This window comes from Streptomyces sp. NPDC020379 (assembly GCF_044387105.1).
Classification (GTDB): Bacteria; Actinomycetota; Actinomycetes; order Streptomycetales; family Streptomycetaceae; genus Streptomyces.
The window spans coordinates 1-17,257 of record NZ_JBIRVR010000002.1; the positions used below are offsets into that span (position 1 = coordinate 1).

Consider the following 17,257-nt stretch of genomic DNA (forward strand, 5'->3'; position numbering starts at 1 on the left):
CAAGCGACCCGAGACGCTGATCGAACGCGACCGGAACAGACCACAGCGACCACAGCCTCAATACAGAGAGTGACCACCCGATGTAAAGGAACAAGCACAAGGTGGCCGGAAACCCGATTCGTGACAGGCGCATGACGATCCCATGTCGGACGCCCCATGGACATACCCTCCCTCACAGTGAGTTCATAGGCTCCGAGTGATCGTTATCGTCTACGAGTTGGAGTGACTCGTGCGTCACAGACTCATCGTTCCGGGCGCGGCCGCCGCCTGCCTGCTGCTGGCGATCCCCGCGTCTGCCGCCGAGCCCACGCCGGGCGCACCGGGCGTCGGGGACTCCTACTACCCCGACGCCGGGAACGGCGGTTACCACGTCTCGCACTACGACCTGAGGCTGAAGTACCAGCCGAAGACGGACAAGCTGGAGGGCACGGCGACCCTGCTCGCCACCACCACCCAGGACCTGTCCCGCTTCAACCTGGACTTCCTGCTCGACGTGAACGAGGTCCTGGTCAACGGGAAGAAGGCCACGTTCGCCAGGTCCGGCGTCCACGAGCTGGAGATCACCCCGTCCGCCGCCCTGCCCAAGGGCAAGGACGTCAGCGTGGTCGTCCGTTACAGCGGCACCCCCTCCACGGTGAAGGTCGGCGACTTCACCGCCTGGAACCGCACCCCGGACGGCGCGGTCGTGGCGCAGGAGCCGGAGGGCTCGGCCTGGTGGTTCCCGAGCAACGACCACCCGACGGACAAGGCCACGTACGACATCTCGGTGTCGGTGCCGGACGGCTACCAGACCGTCAGCAACGGCGTCCTGACCTCGCAGAGCTCCAAGCTCGGCTGGACGCGCTACAACTGGCGCTCCGCCAAGCCGCAGGCGACGTACCTCACCACGCTCGCGGTGGGCAAGTTCGACATCACGCGGGACACCACCGCCAACGGGCTGCCGGTCCTCAACGCCTACAGCAAGGACCTCGGCGAGAACGGCCCCGCCGTCCGGGCGACGATCGAGCGCACCCCCGAGGTCATCGACTGGGAGAGCTCGCTCTTCGGGCCGTACCCCTTCACCGCGGTCGGCGGCTACGTGCCCAACGTGAAGACGGGCTACGCGCTGGAGACCCAGACCCGGCCGTACTACAGCCCGGGCAGCTTCAGCAACGGCGCCAACACCTCGCTGATCGTGCACGAGCTGGCCCACCAGTGGTTCGGCGACAGCGTCTCGGTGAAGGACTGGCGCAACATCTGGCTCAACGAGGGCTTCGCCACCTACGCCCAGTGGCTGTGGTCGGAGAAGGAGGGCGAGGGCACCACCCAGGAGCTCGCCGACTACATCTACAGCGGCGTGCCCGCCGACAACGCCTTCTGGACGGTCAAGCCGGGCGACCCGGGCGCGGACAAGCAGTTCGACCGCGCCGTCTACGACCGCGGGGCCCTCGCGCTCCAGGCGCTGCGCACCAAGGTCGGCGACAAGGCGTTCTTCGAGATCCTCCAGGGGTGGACGGCCGCGAACAAGTACGGCAACGCCTCGATCCAGGACTTCGTGACGTTCGCCGAGAAGGTCTCCGGCAAGCCGCTCGCGCAGCTCTTCGACACCTGGCTGTTCGCCACCTCCAAGCCGGCCGTGTCACCGAACTCCACGGGCACGGCGCCCAAGGCGGCGAAGTCGCTCAAGGCCCCGGCCCAGCCGAAGTCCTGGAAGAAGATCCAGGAGGCACAGGCCGCCACGCACCCGCAGCACTGATCCCCGCACGGCCGGCAGGGCCCGTCGCACCGCGATCGCCGCGGTGCGACGGGCTCTGTGCCGTACGGGCCGGGCGGCCGGGAGGTTTCACAGCGACGGTGGTACAGCAATACTGTTGAACCCCAGAGGTGCGGAACAGAGAGCGAGGCGCCGCCGATGGCCACGGACACCGAGGAAACCGGCCTCACCGTCGACGAGTTGGCCGCCCGCGCCGGGGTGACCGTGCGCACCGTGCGCTTCTACGGCACCCGTGGGCTGCTGCCGCCGCCCGAGATCGGGCCCCGCCGGGTCGGGCGCTACGGCCCCGGGCACCTCGCGCGGCTCGCCCTGATCGAGGAACTCCAGCACCAGGGCCTCACCCTCGCCGCCATCGAACGCTATCTGCGGCAGCTCCCCGACGGGATCAGCCCGCACGACCTCGCCATCCACCGTGCCCTGGTGGCCTCCTGGACACCGGACAAGCCGCAGGAGACGACGCGCGCGCAGCTGGAGCGGCGGGCGGGCCGGGCCTTCACCGAGGAGGACATCGAGCGGCTCACCGCGATGGGCGTCCTGGAACCCCTCGCCGCCGAGGACGCCTTCCGGGCCGACGTGGCCCTGCTGCCCCTCGGCGTCCGGCTGCTCGATGTCCCCATCGCACCCGAGGCACTCGTCGCCGCCCGCACGATCCTCCTCGACCACGCCCGCGCGACGGCGCGGGAACTGACGCGGCTCTTCGAGGAGGAGGTGGACGCGGCGGATGTGGCGGCGATGAAGTCCCTGTCGGCGCATATGCAACCGATCGTGGTGCAGGCGCTGGTGACGGCGTTTCAGCGGTCGCTGCGGTCTGAGCTGCGGGGGCTCTACGGGGAGGCGGGTGGGGCGCGGTAGCCCCGCGGTGGGCGAGTGCGACACCGTTGCGCCTGCGGCGGGCTCTCGCCCGGTCCCGCCCCTTCCCGAAACCGGGGCGCGTGCCCCGGGCCCCCGGCCGCGGGGCCGTCTGCCGCCTGCGGCGGGAGCGGCCTGCGGCCGCGTCCTCAATCGCCCAACGGGCTGGATGTGCCTGAGCTCAGCCACATCCAGCCCGTTGGGGGCACCTCCCGGCGTCAGCCGGGGGAGATCGAGGACAACGCGCGAAGCGTGTTGCTGGGGGCTTGCCCCAGTCGCGGGAAGGGGCGGGACTGGGGAAAGAATCCGCCCTACTCGAAGCGTTCGCCCCGATCCGCCTTCTCCGCCAACAACCCCGGCACAGCGAACCGCTCCCCGTACGCCGCCTCCAAGGCCCGCGCCCGCGTCACAAATCCCCGCAGACCACCCTCATATCCGTTGATGTACTGGAGCGCGCCCCCCGTCCACCCCGGGAAGCCGATCCCCAGGATCGACCCGATGTTCGCGTCGGCCACCGACGACAGGACGCCCTCCTCCAGGCAGCGCACCGTGTCCAGCGCCTCCACGAAAAGCATCCGCTCCTTCATGTCCTCGAACGGAACGGCAGCGTCCGGCTTGGTGAAGTGCTCGCGCAGACCCGGCCACAGGCCGGCCCGCTTGCCGTCCACGTAGTCGTAGAAGCCCGCGCCGCCGCCGCGCCCGGTGCGGCCGAACTCGTCCAGCATCCGGTCGAGCACCGCGTCCGCCGGGTGCGGGGTCCAGGTGCCGCCCGCCTCCTCGACCGCGCGCCGGGTCTCCTCGCGGATCCTGCGCGGGAGCGTGAAGGTGAGCTCGTCCATCAGGGTGAGCACCTTGGCGGGGTAGCCGGCCTGGGCCGCGGCCTGTTCGACTGAGGCGGGGTCGATGCCCTCGCCGACCATCGCCACGCCTTCGTTGATGAACCGGCCGATCACCCGTGAGGTGAAGAAGCCGCGCGAGTCGTTGACGACGATCGGCGTCTTGCGGATCTGCTGGACGAGGTCGAAGGCGCGGGCCAGCGCCTCGTCCCCGGTCCGCTCGCCCTTGATGATCTCCACCAGCGGCATCTTGTCGACGGGCGAGAAGAAGTGCAGGCCGACGAAGTCGGCGGGCCTCTCGACGCCTCCGGCCAGCAGGGTGATCGGCAGGGTGGAGGTGTTGGAGCACAGCAGCGCGTCGGGCGCGACGATGTGCTGGATCTCCTGGAAGACCTTGTGCTTGAGGGACGGGTCCTCGAACACCGCCTCGATGACGGCGTCACAGCCCGCGAGGTCCCGCGGGTCGGCGGTGGGGGTGATCCGGGCGAGCAGCGCGTCCCGTTCGGCCTCGGTGGTACGCCCCTTGGCCAGCGCCTTCGCCAGCAGGCCCGCGGAGTAGGACTTGCCCTTCTCCGCCGCCTCTTGGGACACATCCTTGAGCACGACCTCGATGCCCGCCTTGGCGCAGGCGTAGGCGATGCCCGCGCCCATCATGCCGGCGCCGAGGACGGCGGCCTTCGTCACCTTGCGGGGTGCGACGCCCGCCGGGCGGCCGGCGCCGGAGTTGACGGTCTGGAGGTCGAAGAAGAACGCCTGGATCATGTTCTTCGCGGTCTGCCCCGTGACCAGCTCGGTGAAGTAACGGGCCTCGATGACCTGCGCGTTCTCGAAGTCGACCTGCGAGCCCTCGACGGCCGCCGCGAGGATGTCGCGCGGCGCGGGGTAGGGGGCGCCGCCGAGCTGCTTCTTGAGGGTGGCCGGGAAGGCCGGGAGGTTGGCCGCGAAGCGCGGGCTGGCCGGGGTGCCGCCGGGGATGCGGTAGCCCTTCTCGTCCCAGGGCTGCCGGGAGGAGGGGTGCGCGTCGATGAAGGCACGGGCCTTGGCCAGCAGTTCCTCGCCGGTGGCGGCGACCTCGTGGACCAGGCCCGCGTCGAGGGCGCGCCGCGCGCTGTGGCGGGTGCCCTGGAGCAGCACCTTGAGCAGGGCGTCGGTGATGCCGAGGAGCCGTACGGTGCGGGTGACGCCGCCGGCCGCCGGGAGGAGGCCGAGGGTGACCTCGGGGAGGCCGATCCTCACGTGCGGGGCGTCGAGGGCGACGCGGTGGTGGCAGGCGAGGGCGATCTCATAACCGCCGCCGAGGGCCGCGCCGTTGACGGCGGCGACGACCGGCACGCCGAGGGTCTCGATCCGGCGCAGGTCGCGCTTGATGGCCATGGAGGTCTCGAAGACCTGCTGGGCGTCATCGGGGCCGACCTTGATCATTTCCTTGAGGTCGCCGCCCGCGAAGAAGGTCTTCTTCGCGGAGGTGATGACGACGCCCCGCACGGACTCCCGCTCGGCCTCCAGCCGGTCGGCGGTCGCGGTGAGGGACGCCTTGAAGGCGGCGTTCATGGTGTTGGCGGACTGCGCGGGGTCGTCCAGGACGAGCGTGACGATGCCGTCGTCGCTCCGCTCCCAGCGAATGGTGTCGGTCAGGCTCATCCGGGGGTTCTCCATCAGGCTCGGGTGGGTGGGGCCCGTCGGGCGTCGGCGGGCCGGGGGCGGGGAACTACAGGCGTTCGACGACGGTGGCGATCCCCATCCCGCCGCCCACGCACAGCGTGACCAGCCCGTACCGCTGGTCCCGCCGCTCCAGCTCGTCGATGACCGTCCCGAGCAGCATCGCCCCGGTCGCGCCCAGCGGGTGCCCGAGCGCGATCGCCCCGCCGTTGACGTTGATCCTGTCCAGGCTGATGTCCATGTCCTGGGCGAAGCGCAGCACGACCGCGGCGAACGCCTCGTTCATCTCCACCAGGTCCATGTCGGCCGCGGTCAGCCCGGCCTTGGCGAGGGCCTTGCGGCAGGCGGGCGCGGGGCCGGTGAGCATGATGGTGGGGTCGGCGCCGGAGACGGCGGCGGAGACGATGCGGGCGCGGGGGGTGAGGCCGTAGCGCTCGCCGGTCTCACGGTTGCCGATGGCCACGAGCGCGGCGCCGTCGACGATCCCGGAGGAGTTGCCCGCGTGGTGCACGTGGTCGATCTTCTCCACCCAGTGGTACTTCTGCAGCGCCACGGCGTCGAAGCCGCCCTGCTCGCCGATCGTGGCGAAGGAGGGCTTGAGGCCCGCGAGGGTCTCGGGGGTGGTGCCGGGGCGTACGTGCTCGTCGCGGTCGAGGACGACGAGACCGTTGCGGTCGCGTACGGGCACCACGGAGCGGTCGAAGCGGCCCTCCTTCCACGCCTGGGCCGCGCGCTCCTGCGAGCGGGCGGCGAAGACGTCGACGTCGTGGCGGGAGAAGCCGCCCAGGGTCGCGATGAGGTCGGCGCCGACGCCCTGCGGCACGAAGCCGACCTCGAAGTTGGTCATCGGGTCGGCGAACCAGGCGCCGCCGTCGGAGCCCATGGGCACCCGCGACATCGACTCGACGCCACCGGCGAGCACGAGGTCCTCCCAGCCGGAGCGGACCTTGGCGGCGGCGATGTTGACGGCTTCCAGGCCCGAGGCACAGAAGCGGTTCTCCTGGACGCCCGCCACGGTGTCGGGCAGCCCGGCGGCGATGGCGGCGACCTTGGCGATGTCGGAGCCCTGGTCGCCGAGGGGGCTGACGACGCCGAGCACGATGTCGTCGACGGCGGCCGGGTCGAGGCCCGGGAACCGCCGCCGCAGCTCGTGGATGAGGCCGACGACGAGGTCGACGGGCTTGGTGCCGTGCAGGGCGCCGTCGGCCTTCCCGCGGCCGCGCGGGGTGCGGATCGCGTCGTATACGTACGCTTCGGTGCTCAAGGTCGTGGGCCTTTCGAGGGGGCGGCTTCAACAGGGCGGCTCGGGGGGCGGCTCAAGGACGGCGGTCAGGCGAGCAGGGAGCGGCCGATGATCTCCTTCATGATCTCGGTCGTCCCACCGTAGATCGTCTGGATCCGGCCGTCGGTGAACGCCTTGGCGACGGGGTATTCGGCCATATAGCCGTACCCGCCGTGCAGTTGCAGACAGCGGTCGGCGACGCGCTTCTGGAGCTCGGTCGCCCACCACTTGGCCATGGAGGCGTGCACGGCGTCGAGCTCTCCGGCGGTGTGCTCGGTGATGCAGCGGTCCACGAACGCGCGGGTGACCGCGCACTCCGTGGCCATCTCGGCGATCTCGAAGCGGACGTGCTGGAGCCTGGCGAGCGGCCGGCCGAACGCCTCGCGCTCCTTGACGTAGCGGGTGGTGAGCTCCACGAGGTGCTCGGCGGCCGCGATCCCGGCCACGGCGATGGTCATGCGCTCCTGGGCGAGATGGGTCATCAGATGGCCGAACGCGCCGTGGAGCTCGCCCAGGAGGTTCTCCTTGGGGATCCGCACGTCCTGGAAGAAGAGTTCCGCGGTGTCCTGGGCCTTCTGGCCGATCTTGTCGAGGTTGCGGCCGCGCTCGAAGCCGGGCATGCCCCGCTCGGCCACGAGGAGGCTGAGCCCCTTCGCCCCGCCCTCCGGCGTCGTCTTCGCGACGACGATGACGAGGTCGGCGAGAATCCCGTTGGAGATGAAGGTCTTGGAGCCGTTCAGCAGCCAGTGGTCACCGCGGTCCTCGGCCGTGGTGCGGATGCCCTGGAGGTCCGAGCCCGCGCCCGGCTCGGTCATCGCGATGGCCGTGATGATCTCGCCGGTGCAGAAGCCCGGCAGCCAGCGCCGCTTCTGCTCGTCGGTGGCGAGCGAGGTGAGGTAGGGCCCGATGACGTCGTTGTGCAGCCCGACCGCGAGCCCGGCGGCGCCCGCGCGGGCGAATTCCTCGGTGAGCACGGCGCTGTAGCGGAAGTCGGTGGTGCCCCCGCCGCCGTACTCCTCGGGCACGGCCGGGCCGAGCAGCCCCTGCCGCCCGGCCGCCAGCCACACCTCGCGCGGGACGATGCCCTCGCGCTCCCACCGGGCGTGGTGCGGCACGACCTCCTTGGCGAGGAAGGTCCGCACCGTGCCGCGGAACGCCTCGTGGTCGGCGGTGAAGATCTGACGCTTCATCGGTGCGGGCCCTTCCGGTGGGGGGCGAGGCGGGGGACGTCCCAGTCGCGCGCCACCTCGGCGGTGTCCGCGCCCGGCCGGGCGGGCGGGCGGCGCACGGAGCCGGGGGTGGCGGAGAAGCGCGGGGCGGGGGCGGGCTGGGTGAGGCCGCCGTCTTCGACGAAGGTGCCGCGGGCGGCGAGGTGCGGATGGGCGGGGGCCTCCCGGAGGGAGAGAACGGGCGCGACGCAGGCGTCCGAGTGCGCGAAGACCTCCGTCCACTCGGCACGGGTGCGCTGCTTGAAGCGTACGGCGACGGCGTCGCGCAGCGCCTCCCACCGGGCGGGGTCGTCGCGGTCGGGCGCCCCGGTGGTGAGGCCGAGGCGGTCGAGGAACTCCGCGTAGAAGCGCTTCTCCAGCGCCCCCACCGCCATGTGGCCGCCGTCGGCCGTCTCGTACGTCCCGTAGAAGGGCGCTCCCCCGTCGAGGAGGTTGGCGCCGCGCCGGTCCTGCCAGGCGCCCGCGGCGAGCATGCCGTGGATGAGTGCGGTGAGGTGGGCGGTGCCGTCGACGATGGCGGCGTCGACGACCTGGCCGGTGCCGGTGGCACGGGCGTGCTGGAGGGCGGCGAGGACGCCGATGACCAGATAGAGGGAGCCGCCGGCGAAGTCGCCGAGGAGGTTGGCGGGGGCGTACGGCGGGCCGCCGGCGGGCCCTGCCAGGCCGAGGGCGCCGGTGACGGCGATGTACGCGATGTCGTGCCCGGCGGTGTCGGCGAGCGGCCCCTCCTGGCCCCAGCCGGTCATCCGGCCGTAGACGAGGCGGGGGTTGCGGGCGTGGCAGACCTCGGGGCCAATGCCGAGCCGCTCGGCGACGCCCGGCCGGAAGCCCTCCAGCAGGACGTCGGCGCGCTCGACGAGATCGAGGACGGCCGGGGGGCCGTCCGGGGACTTGAGGTCCACGATCACCGAGCGCTTGTTGCGGTTGGTGACGTCGTGGCGCGGATCGATGTGCAGCCCCGGGCCGTCGGGGCGGTCGACGCGGACGACGTCGGCACCGAGGTCGCCCAGCAGCATGGCGGCGAACGGCGCGGGCCCGATTCCCGCGAGCTCGACCACACGGACGCCGGTGAGCGGACCGTTCGCTGTCTCTGCCATCCAGACCCCAGTCCTATGACACAAGTGCTGTAACACTCGTGATGTTAAGAACGGGTTCCCCTTTCCACAAGACCTGGCCGGGGTCGGCGGTGGGCAAAATCCCGGTGGCCCGGCGGCACTTGGACGGGTGAGTCCGCGCCGGCTCGCACGGCGGCACCGGCCACGCCCGGCCCGTCCGGCGCCTGGGGGCAGGGCCCTCCCGCCGAAGGCGCCGGCGCGTCAGCGGTCAGAGCAAGCCGGCCTCTTCCAGGAGTCGGCGCACCACCCGCACCGACTCCTGTGGCAGGCCCGGACGCGCAGCCGTCGCCGGGCAGGCGATGACGCCGAGCAGGTGGAGCGCCGTCTTGAAGCCGGCGAGCGCGGACGAGCCGCCGCTCATCGCCACCGGATCCCCCGTCTCCGCGAGCGCGAACAGCGCCGCCAGCCGGTCCTGCTCGGCGGCCGTCTCGCGCCAGCGGCCCGCGCGGGCGTGCGCGTACAGCCGTACGAATCCGGCGGGGTCCACATTGCCCAGCCCCGGCACGACGCCGTGGGCCCCGGCCAGCAGGGCGGCGTCGGCGGCGAGTTCGGAGCCGGTGAGCACGCCGAACCTCCGGTCGAGGCCGCGCTCGCGCAGGGCGACGAGCAGTCTGCGCAGCATGCCGAGGTCACCGCTGCTGTCCTTCAGCCCGGCGAGCGTGCCGTCCTCCACGAGCGGCAGGAGCACGGCGGGGGTGAGCTTGCTGTGCACGGCGGGCGGGATGTCGTACGCGATCAGCGGCAGCCGCGTGCCGGCCCGGACCCGGCGGAAGTGGTCGGCGGTCTCGGCGGGGTGGGCACCCGCGTAGAAGGGCGCGGTGACGACGAGCGCGTCCGCGCCGAGGGACTCCGCGACGCGGGCGTGCGCCAGGACGCGGGCCGTCGTCATGTCGATGGCCCCCGCCAGCACGGGCACCCGCCCGCCGACCGCCTCCACGACGGCCCGCAGCGCGGTGCCGCGCCGGTCGTCGGTCAGGAAGGCGGCCTCCCCGCTGGACCCCAGCGCGAACACGGCGTCGACGCCCGCCCCCAGCACATGCTCCACGAGCGCGCCGAGCGAGCGGACGTCCACGTCGCCGCCGGGCGTGAGCGGCGTACAGACAGGAGGCACGACCCCGCCGAGGGGCATGGACAGCGGCATGCGGATCCCCTTCCACCGTTTCTTCCGGACGAGGGCTCTGCCCTTGGCTCCGCGGGCGGAAACGCTGGGCTGAGCACTCATTTCGGCTGGGGGTGCGTGACTCCCCCAGCTACCGCTGGGAGGTGCCCCCAGCGGCGGGCGGCCTCAAACGCCGGCCGGGCTGGCTGTGCGGCGCCCCACATCCGTTCCAGCCTCCCCGGTCCGGACCATGGTGTGCCGTCGCGCACCGCGCCACCATGGGAGCAGCCGACCGCCAAAGGGAAGGGCACCCGTGGACTTCGACGTCGTCGTGGAGATCCCGCAAGGCAGCCGCAACAAATACGAGATGGATCACGAACGCGGCCGGATCCGGCTGGACCGGCTGCTGTTCACCTCCACCCGCTATCCCGCGGACTACGGCTTCATCGAGGAGACCCTCGGCGCCGACGGCGAGCCCCTCGACGCCCTGGTGCTCGCCGGTGAGCCGACGTTCCCCGGGGTGGTCATCCGCTGCCGCGCCATCGGGATGTACCGGATGAGGGACGAGCAGGGCGAGGACGACAAGGTCCTGTGCGTGCCCGCGAACGATCCGCGCCATGAACACATGAGAGATCTACGGCACTTGCCCGAGTACGACCGGCTGGAGATCCAGCACTTCTTCGAGGTCTACAAGGAGCTCGAACCCGGCAAATCCGTCGACAGCGGAGCATGCTGGGCCGACCGAGCGGCGGCGGAGGCGGAGATCGCCGCGTCGGCGGGGCGGGCGGCCGCCGCGAAGGCGGGGCAACAGCGGCCGTAAATACGGTAGAAGGGGGCATGGCTCCCACGGAACGGCACTCCGACCGCGCGCGGACGGCGCCCCCTCGGCTGCCCGATCCCCTCCTTCCGGTCCTTCCGGACCGGCCGGCGCCCGAGGACCGGGCGCCGGCGCGGCGGATCCCGCCGCTCGCCGCCGTCGCGCTCCTCTACGGCCTCGCCCAACTCTGCTACGCCGTCGCGCACATGAACCTCGGCTGGGACGAGACCGTCTATCTCTCCCAGGTCGACCCCCGGCACCCCGCCGCGTTCTTCAGCGCTCCCCGTTCCCGGGGCATCACCTTCCTCGTCGCTCCCTTCGTCGCCGCGACGTCCTCCCCGCTCGTCCTGCGCGTGGTGCTCGTGCTGCTGTCGTCGGCGGCGCTGTACGCGGCGTTCAAGGTGTGGGAGCCACTGCTCGGGCGGCTGCGCCCCGCGCTCGCCGCCGCGCTCTTCGGCAGTCTGTGGATCACGGTGCTCAGCGGCCCTCAGGTGATGCCGAACCTCTGGGTCGCGCTGACGGCGGTCGCGGCCGTCGGCTGGTTCCTGCGCGCCCGGGACGACGGCGGCGGCCGCCGGGCCCACGTCGGCCTCGCCCTCTCGCTGGCCGCGGCCACCCTCTTCCGCGCGCCGGACGGCGTCTGGCTCGCCCTGCCACTGCTCGCGGCCTGCGCGACCGTGCGCGCCTGGCGGCGCCCGGGCACCGTGGCGGCCGTCCTCGGCGGTCTCGCGCTGGGCGGGGCGCAGTGGGCGGTCGAGGCGTACGTCCGCTTCGGCGGGATCGCCCAGCGGCTCGACATCTCCAGCGACACCGAGGGCGGCATGGGCGCGCACCTCGGCGGCGGACTGTCCGCGGCGTACCGCGGGCTCGACGGGCCGCTGCTCTGCCGCCCCTGCCGCATCGCCGCGCCGCCGCTCACCCACTCGCTGTGGTGGCTGCTGCTCCCCGTGCTCGCCGCCGCGGCCTGCGGGTTGGCGCTGCGGGCCCGCCGCGGCAGGGCGGTGACCCTGCTGCCCGTCGCCTGCGCGCTGTCGCTCGCCGCGCCCTATCTGCTCCTGCTGGACTACTCCGCACCGCGCTTCCTGCTGCCCACCTACGCGCTGGCCGCCCTGCCGGTGGCCGGCCTCGCGGCCCGCGCGCTCCGGTCCGCGCGGGGCGGCCGGGCCCGCACCGCCGTGGCCGTGCTGCTGTGCGCGGTGCTGGCCGGGCATCTCGTCGTCCAGCTGGAGGGGTTGCGGGCCAACGCGGCGGACGCGCGGGACACCACCGTGCGCTACCGCCGCGCCGCGGACGGCCTGGAGCGCCTGGGCCTGCGGGCGCCGTGCCTGGTCAGCGGGCCACGGGCGCAGCCGATCGCGTACGAGGCGGGGTGCGCCTCCGCGCAGACGATGGGCAACAACCGCTCGACCACGGCGGCGGCGCTGGAACGCGCCGCCGCACGGGAGCCGATGGCCGTGCTGTACGCCCCGGAGGACGGCTATCTGCCGCCGTACGCGCGCGGCTGGCGGCCCCACCCGCTGCGCGGCACGGACTGGGTGGCGTACGTGGCGCCGTAGGGCCGGGCCCGCGCCTGTGCAGCACCGCAGAGCCCCCGCCGGCCGGGCTACGCCTCCCGCAGGAGCGCCGTCAGGTCCGCGTCGAGGTCGAGGTGCGCGGACTCCGCGCCGGCGGGGACGAGGGCGTAGGAGCGGGCGAGGAAGCGGCGGAGTTCGGAGGTGGCGATCTGGACCATGGCGATGCCCTCGGGGGCATGGAACTCCAGCACGGTGCGGTCCGGGCCGCAGGGCCAGACGTGCACGTCACCTCCGCCGGCCGGGGAGGTGAGTCCGCGCGCCAGGAGTTCGCGCGCGAACTCCCATGCCACGTCCGCCCCGTCGAGGGACGCCATGGGAGGAAACGCGATATGCACCGCGAAGGGGTCGGAGGGCACATAACGGAGCTGCGCGGGAACGGCGCGGTCCTTCGGGGCCGATGCGATCAGCCGTGCCTGGACAGCCTGGTCGATGACGGTGGACAACGCGTGCTCCCTTGCGGTCGGTATGGGGTGGTGCGGGTCCGTGCCTCTCTCTGCTTCTTCTGGAGAGACGGCGGATCGAATACGTCAGCCGCACGAATCGGATGTGACCTGCGTCACCCTCGCCCGCTGTCAGTGCTGGACCGGCAGCACCGCGAGCACTTCCCAGCCCCCGCCCGGCACCGGTCCCGCGGTCAGTGAGCCGCCGATCGCGTCGGCTCGCTCGGTGAGGCTCACCAGCCCCAGCCCGCCGCTGTCCTCGGCGGTGCGGCGGGCGTGCTGCGGACCGCGGCCGTCGTCGCGCACGGAGACGAACAGGCGCGGGCCCGCGTCCCGGAGCTCCACCTCCACGGAGGAGGCGCCGGGGCTGTGCTTGGCGACGTTGGCCAGGGCCTCGGTGACGATGCGGTGGACGGAAGCGGCCAGTTCGGGCGCCAGCCCGGCGTCGAAGCAGGGGTCGACGTGCAGGGAGACGCGCGGGGCGCCGCTCGCGCGGGAGAAGTCGTCGACCAGCTCCGCGATCCGGTCCAGGCCGGGCAGCGGCTCCCGGTAGGCCTCGTCCTGCTGGAGCACGCGCAGCAGCCGCCGGGCGGTGGTCATCGCCTCGCCGCCCGCCTCCTCGATGTCCCGCAGCGAGGCCGCGACCCGTTCGTCCCTGGCCAGCGAGCCGGTGGCCTTCGCCAGCAGGGTCATCGCGGCGACGTGGTGCGAGACGAAGTCGTGCAACTCCCCGGCCAGCTCCAGCCGTTCGGCCTCCCGGGCGGCGGCCACGGCCCTGGCGCGCTCGACGTCGCGGTAGCGCAGGCACAGCCCCAGCGCGGCGACCCCGGCCACGACGAGGGAGTAGGCGACCACGGTGGTGCTCAGCGCGTCGGCGTCCCGTACGGGCGCCGCGAGCACGCCCGCGGCCAGGGCGACCCCCAGCGGCACCGCGACCCGCACGGGCGTCCGCCAGGCGACCAGCGCCAGCAGGACGAGCAGCGCCGCACCCTCGGTCAGCCCCCACACGGGCATGGGTGCCCCGACGGTCAGCAGATAGCCGGTCGCCGACCAGGAGACGGCGACGGCCGCGACCGCGCGCACGGCGAGCGGGGCCCAGGGCAGCACGCACGCGGCGACCAGCAGGCCGGCGCACCAGACCACCAGGTGCGCGTGATGCCCCCCTGCCGAGCCGGGATACGGGGCACCCCGGCTGAGCAGCCGCCCCTCGACCATCCACAGCCCGCACAGCCCGGCCAGCAGCCACCCGTGGCGGCGCGTCGGCCGGGGGGCGGGAGGGCGGTCGGGGGGCGAAGGCAGGGTTATGGGGGCCATGCGTTCACGTTATGAGCGGCCCCCGGGCCGGGGGATCGCCCTTACAGCCACCCGCCATGGGCCGAAAGGATGAATCTTTGACTGTTCAGGACGGCAACTCCTGGCGGTACTGCTCCAGCGGCGGCGCCGTCTTCGTCGCGATGAACTCCGTGATCGAGTATTCGCACACCCCCGCCACCATGAACGGGTCGCTCTTCGTGATCTCCTCGATCTTCGCCCGGTCGTCGCCGAGGGCGAGGATGACCCCGCCGTCGCGCGGGACCTTGCGTCCGGAGGCGATGAAGACGCCCGAGGCGTAGTGCGCGTCGAGCCAGGCGACGTGCTCGGCGAGTGCGGCGTCGATGCGCTCGATCGGCGCGATGTAGGTCAGCTCAAGTACGAACATGATCCACAGGCTACGCTCGCGGCCCCGCCGCCGCCTCGGCACACCCCGCCGGTAGCGTAAGGCGCATCATGAGCCACACACCTGACGAGCTGCCCGCGGGCTGGCCCACGACCGAGGCGGAAGCGGCCGCCGTCCAGGACGAGTTGCGGGGCCGGGTGGTGCGGGACGAGCCGGGCCCCTCCCCCGGCTCCCCGCTGATCGCCGTCGGCGTGGACGTCGCCTACGACGACGAGCGGGACCTCGTCGCCGCGGCGGCCGTCGCGCTCGACAGCGGCACCCTGGAGGTGGTGGCCGAGGCCACGGCGGTCGGCCGCATCGCCTTCCCGTACGTCCCCGGGCTGCTCGCCTTCCGTGAGATCCCCACCGTCCTGGCCGTGCTGGACCGGCTGCCGGTCAGCCCCGGCCTCGTGGTCTGCGACGGCTACGGGCTCGCGCACCCGCGCCGCTTCGGCCTGGCGAGCCACCTCGGCGTCCTGACAGACCTGCCGACGATCGGCGTCGCCAAGAACCCCTTCACCTTCCGCCACGCGGAACCGGGGCCGCTGCGCGGTGACGCCTCGCCGCTGCTGGACGGCGAGGAGGAAGTGGGCCGCGCCGTGCGCACCCGGGCCGGTGTGAAGCCGGTCTTCGTGTCGGTCGGCCACCGGGTGAGCCTGGACCACGCCTGCGGATTCACCCTGCGGCTGGCCCGTGACTTCCGGCTGCCGGAGACGACGCGGGCGGCGGACGCGCTGTGCCGTGCGGCTCTGCGCACGGCGTCCGCGGGGCTCTAGGCCCGCGGGGAGTCTCAGTCCCCTGGGGGCGAGCCCGAGTGCGCCGCGGGCCGCCGGTCGCGGCCGCACGCGGCGAAGCCGGTCCGGCCGGGGCCCGGGGCGGGCCGCCACAGCCGCGACGGGGTCGCGCCCGCGGGCCCGTGGCCCACGGGTCCCGGCGCTTCCGGGGCGGGACCGCGCGCCGCGGGCAGGGACGCCGGACCGGACGGCGCGCGCTCCGCGTCGCGCACCGTCAGCGTGACCACACCGCTCGCGGCCACCGCGCCGGCCACGCCGGCCAGCACCCCGCCGGTCAGTCCGTAGCGGAAGCCCTCGCCGAGCACCGTTATCCCTATGGCGGCGGCGACCGCGGGGTTCACGACGGTGAGCGTGGCCAGCGGGGCGGCGAGACCGGCGCCCCGGTAGGAGGTCTGGGAGAGCAGCAGTCCGGCCGAGGCGAAGACCACGACGCCGACCAGCACCAGCGGCAGGGAGCCGGTCTCGTGCGAGGTCCAGTCCTCGGCGGCGGCCTTGGTGAAGACGGAGCCCAGGCCGAAGGCGACCCCGGCCGCGGAGGCCAGCACCACGCCCCGCGGGGCCGGGCGGTGCACCCAGCGCGCGGCGGCCATGAGGACGACGATGGCGCCGAGGCCCGCGGCGGCGAGCACGGGTCTCGCGCCGTCGTCCAGGAACTCGGTGCGCGGGGACCCGGTCAGCGTCAGCAGCGCGATCAGCCCTCCGGTGGCGAGCAGCGCGCCGCGCCAGCCGACGGCGCCGACGGGCCTGCGGGCGAACACCGCGGCCATCGGCAGGGCGAAGACGATCGTGAGCGCGCCCAGCGGCTGCACCAGGCTGAGCGGGCCGTAGGCCAGGGCCAGCACGTGCAGCCCGGCGCCCACTCCGGTCAGCCCCACGGCGCCCCACCAGCTCGGGTGGCGCAGCGGACCGCAGGCACCACCGGCGCTGGTGGTGGCGACACGTTCCTGCACGATGGCGGCGCCCGCGTAGCAGAGGGCGGACACCAGACACAGCAGCACCGACATCACCAGCGAGCTCACGTCACCCCTCGCCGGTCCGTCCCGAAGCCCTTCATACCTCCACCATGCCTCTGCGGGCCGCGCGCGTCGTCGTACCTGAGAACGGACTGCCGGGTACTACAGATGGAGTACGGGTGCACAGGCACACGTAGGGGCCACCCCGAGACGCCCCCGACAGCCCCTGAATACCCTTTCCCTTTTCTTTTCGCGTGGAATGGGCGCGCGGAATCCAGGGAAATTCCGCGCGGGCGGCGGAAACCCCCGGTTACGGAGCTATGGATTCCGCATTCGGGCGGGAGCGGCGCCGTCTCCCGCGCGAGTGGCGGGCCGGGGCGGCCAGGAGGGTGTCCCGCGTGACGGGGGCGCGGCCTGCCCGCTGCCGAGCGCCGCTCCGGCACATCTGCGGGCTCGGAGCGGGGCCATTTCGCCGGATACGGCCTCCGCCGTCCGATATGAGTCGCCCGTCGCCGCTCCCGGCGGGCCCGGCACCTTCGGCTGACGTACGGACGCCGTGGCTCCGGCCCCGGACCGCCCCGCGCGGCGGAGCGACCCCGGGCGCGCGCTCACCGAGCGCGGAACCCCTCCGCGGACACCTCGCCGCTACGCACCACGGGTGGCCGCGTGCCGCTCTCTGCCGTATGCCGTCCTACGCCCGGACGGCCCCGCCCCTTGTCGCCTGCCCCGATGGCCGCCGATTCCGGGGGCACCGACGGGCACCGCGCGGAGCGGGAAATGAGGAGGATTTTTACGACGTGTGACCACCCCCCGATGGCCGCGCCTTCCGGGCGAATCCACCGACTCGGCCGGACCACCGCGACCGTCGGCACGAGAACAGGCCCGCGCGAGGCGGGAAGGGCAGGATTCGGGGGCCCGGAGGATTCTTTCCGGGACGGCCCTGGCGGAGCTCCCGGACGGCTCGCGAGGAAATGGCGTCCGGTGCGCATGGAATGGCATCGACTCCACGCAATAAAGGGGCAGTTCAGGATAGCCGTGACGCGCGGCAGGACACCACCGCTTTACCGCGGCCAGGACGCCTTTCGCTCGACGGCACCCACCACCCCGGAAGGGTGCCGGCCGGACCGCCTCGAATGCGGCGAGCCGCCAACTGGAGTGCGT

14 protein-coding genes are annotated in these 17,257 nt (G+C 73.2%); 5 read left to right on the top strand and 9 right to left on the bottom strand.

All coding sequences use genetic code 11. The annotated features are described in order from the left end of the window. Nucleotides 1-229: 229 nt before the first annotated feature. Both ACH427_RS02510 and ACH427_RS02515 read left to right on the top strand, forming a co-directional pair. On the top strand, nt 230-1,735 hold the full coding sequence (locus tag ACH427_RS02510; RefSeq protein ID WP_398867507.1) for a M1 family metallopeptidase: 1,506 nt from the start codon (nt 230-232) through the stop codon (nt 1,733-1,735). Between the two features lie 156 nt (nt 1,736-1,891). Next, nucleotides 1,892-2,605, top strand: a complete 714-nt coding sequence (locus tag ACH427_RS02515; RefSeq protein WP_398867508.1) for a MerR family transcriptional regulator — start codon at nt 1,892-1,894, stop codon at nt 2,603-2,605. 308 nt (nt 2,606-2,913) lie between these two features. Here the strand turns inward: ACH427_RS02515 and ACH427_RS02520 are convergent, their stop codons facing one another. The 5 genes from ACH427_RS02520 to ACH427_RS02540 form a co-directional block, all read right to left on the bottom strand. Then, nucleotides 2,914-5,079, bottom strand: coding sequence for a 3-hydroxyacyl-CoA dehydrogenase NAD-binding domain-containing protein (locus ACH427_RS02520; RefSeq protein WP_398867509.1), 2,166 nt, complete (start codon nt 5,077-5,079; stop codon nt 2,914-2,916). A 67-nt stretch (nt 5,080-5,146) separates the two neighbouring features. Next, the gene (locus ACH427_RS02525) at nt 5,147-6,361 is read right to left on the bottom strand and encodes an acetyl-CoA C-acetyltransferase (RefSeq protein WP_398867510.1); all 1,215 of its coding nucleotides are present in this window, start codon (nt 6,359-6,361) and stop codon (nt 5,147-5,149) included. A 65-nt stretch (nt 6,362-6,426) separates the two neighbouring features. Further along, a complete protein-coding gene (locus tag ACH427_RS02530; RefSeq protein ID WP_398867511.1) occupies nt 6,427-7,569 on the bottom strand; it encodes an acyl-CoA dehydrogenase family protein in 1,143 nt (380 codons plus the stop codon). After that, the gene (locus ACH427_RS02535; RefSeq protein WP_398867512.1) at nt 7,566-8,705 is read right to left on the bottom strand and encodes a CaiB/BaiF CoA transferase family protein; all 1,140 of its coding nucleotides are present in this window, start codon (nt 8,703-8,705) and stop codon (nt 7,566-7,568) included. The genes ACH427_RS02530 and ACH427_RS02535 overlap by 4 nt, the downstream gene beginning before the upstream one ends. A gap of 226 nt (nt 8,706-8,931) precedes the next feature. Next, the gene (locus ACH427_RS02540; RefSeq protein WP_398867513.1) at nt 8,932-9,864 is read right to left on the bottom strand and encodes a dihydrodipicolinate synthase family protein; all 933 of its coding nucleotides are present in this window, start codon (nt 9,862-9,864) and stop codon (nt 8,932-8,934) included. 271 nt (nt 9,865-10,135) lie between these two features. On the opposite strand from ACH427_RS02540, the gene ACH427_RS02545 reads away from it, so the two are divergent. Both ACH427_RS02545 and ACH427_RS02550 read left to right on the top strand, forming a co-directional pair. Continuing rightward, nucleotides 10,136-10,642, top strand: a complete 507-nt coding sequence (locus ACH427_RS02545) for an inorganic diphosphatase (RefSeq protein WP_398867514.1) — start codon at nt 10,136-10,138, stop codon at nt 10,640-10,642. 17 nt (nt 10,643-10,659) lie between these two features. Then, nucleotides 10,660-12,195, top strand: coding sequence for a hypothetical protein (locus ACH427_RS02550; protein WP_398867515.1), 1,536 nt, complete (start codon nt 10,660-10,662; stop codon nt 12,193-12,195). A 47-nt stretch (nt 12,196-12,242) separates the two neighbouring features. Here ACH427_RS02550 and ACH427_RS02555 read toward each other — a convergent pair whose 3' ends face one another. The 3 genes from ACH427_RS02555 to ACH427_RS02565 all read right to left on the bottom strand — a co-directional run bounded on the left by ACH427_RS02555 (nt 12,243) and on the right by ACH427_RS02565 (nt 14,352). After that, nucleotides 12,243-12,656 (bottom strand): SsgA family sporulation/cell division regulator, encoded by a 414-nt coding sequence (locus ACH427_RS02555; RefSeq protein ID WP_398867516.1) that lies wholly within the window; start codon nt 12,654-12,656, stop codon nt 12,243-12,245. Nucleotides 12,657-12,785: 129 nt separating this feature from the next. Further along, on the bottom strand, nt 12,786-13,967 hold the full coding sequence (locus ACH427_RS02560) for a sensor histidine kinase (RefSeq protein WP_398867517.1): 1,182 nt from the start codon (nt 13,965-13,967) through the stop codon (nt 12,786-12,788). An 85-nt stretch (nt 13,968-14,052) separates the two neighbouring features. Next, nucleotides 14,053-14,352 (bottom strand): YciI family protein, encoded by a 300-nt coding sequence (locus ACH427_RS02565; RefSeq protein ID WP_398867518.1) that lies wholly within the window; start codon nt 14,350-14,352, stop codon nt 14,053-14,055. Between the two features lie 68 nt (nt 14,353-14,420). Here ACH427_RS02565 and ACH427_RS02570 point away from each other — a divergent pair, with 68 nt between their 5' ends. Then, on the top strand, nt 14,421-15,125 hold the full coding sequence (locus ACH427_RS02570) for an endonuclease V (RefSeq protein WP_398867519.1): 705 nt from the start codon (nt 14,421-14,423) through the stop codon (nt 15,123-15,125). A gap of 14 nt (nt 15,126-15,139) precedes the next feature. On the opposite strand, the gene ACH427_RS02575 is transcribed toward ACH427_RS02570, so the two are convergent. After that, nucleotides 15,140-16,162: a DMT family transporter gene (locus ACH427_RS02575; protein WP_398867520.1), complete on the bottom strand. Its 1,023-nt coding sequence runs from the start codon at nt 16,160-16,162 to the stop codon at nt 15,140-15,142. Nucleotides 16,163-17,257 lie beyond the last annotated feature (1,095 nt).

Coding starts and splice junctions, on each gene's coding strand:
- ACH427_RS02535 (WP_398867512.1), bottom strand. CDS start 8,705: ATGGCAGAGACAGCGAACGGTCCGCTCACCGGCGTCCGTGTGGTCGAG.
- ACH427_RS02560 (WP_398867517.1), bottom strand. CDS start 13,967: ATGGCCCCCATAACCCTGCCTTCGCCCCCCGACCGCCCTCCCGCCCCC.
- ACH427_RS02520 (WP_398867509.1), bottom strand. CDS start 5,079: ATGAGCCTGACCGACACCATTCGCTGGGAGCGGAGCGACGACGGCATC.
- ACH427_RS02540 (WP_398867513.1), bottom strand. CDS start 9,864: ATGCCGCTGTCCATGCCCCTCGGCGGGGTCGTGCCTCCTGTCTGTACG.
- ACH427_RS02570 (WP_398867519.1), top strand. CDS start 14,421: ATGAGCCACACACCTGACGAGCTGCCCGCGGGCTGGCCCACGACCGAG.
- ACH427_RS02515 (WP_398867508.1), top strand. CDS start 1,892: ATGGCCACGGACACCGAGGAAACCGGCCTCACCGTCGACGAGTTGGCC.
- ACH427_RS02565 (WP_398867518.1), bottom strand. CDS start 14,352: ATGTTCGTACTTGAGCTGACCTACATCGCGCCGATCGAGCGCATCGAC.
- ACH427_RS02530 (WP_398867511.1), bottom strand. CDS start 7,569: ATGAAGCGTCAGATCTTCACCGCCGACCACGAGGCGTTCCGCGGCACG.
- ACH427_RS02550 (WP_398867515.1), top strand. CDS start 10,660: ATGGCTCCCACGGAACGGCACTCCGACCGCGCGCGGACGGCGCCCCCT.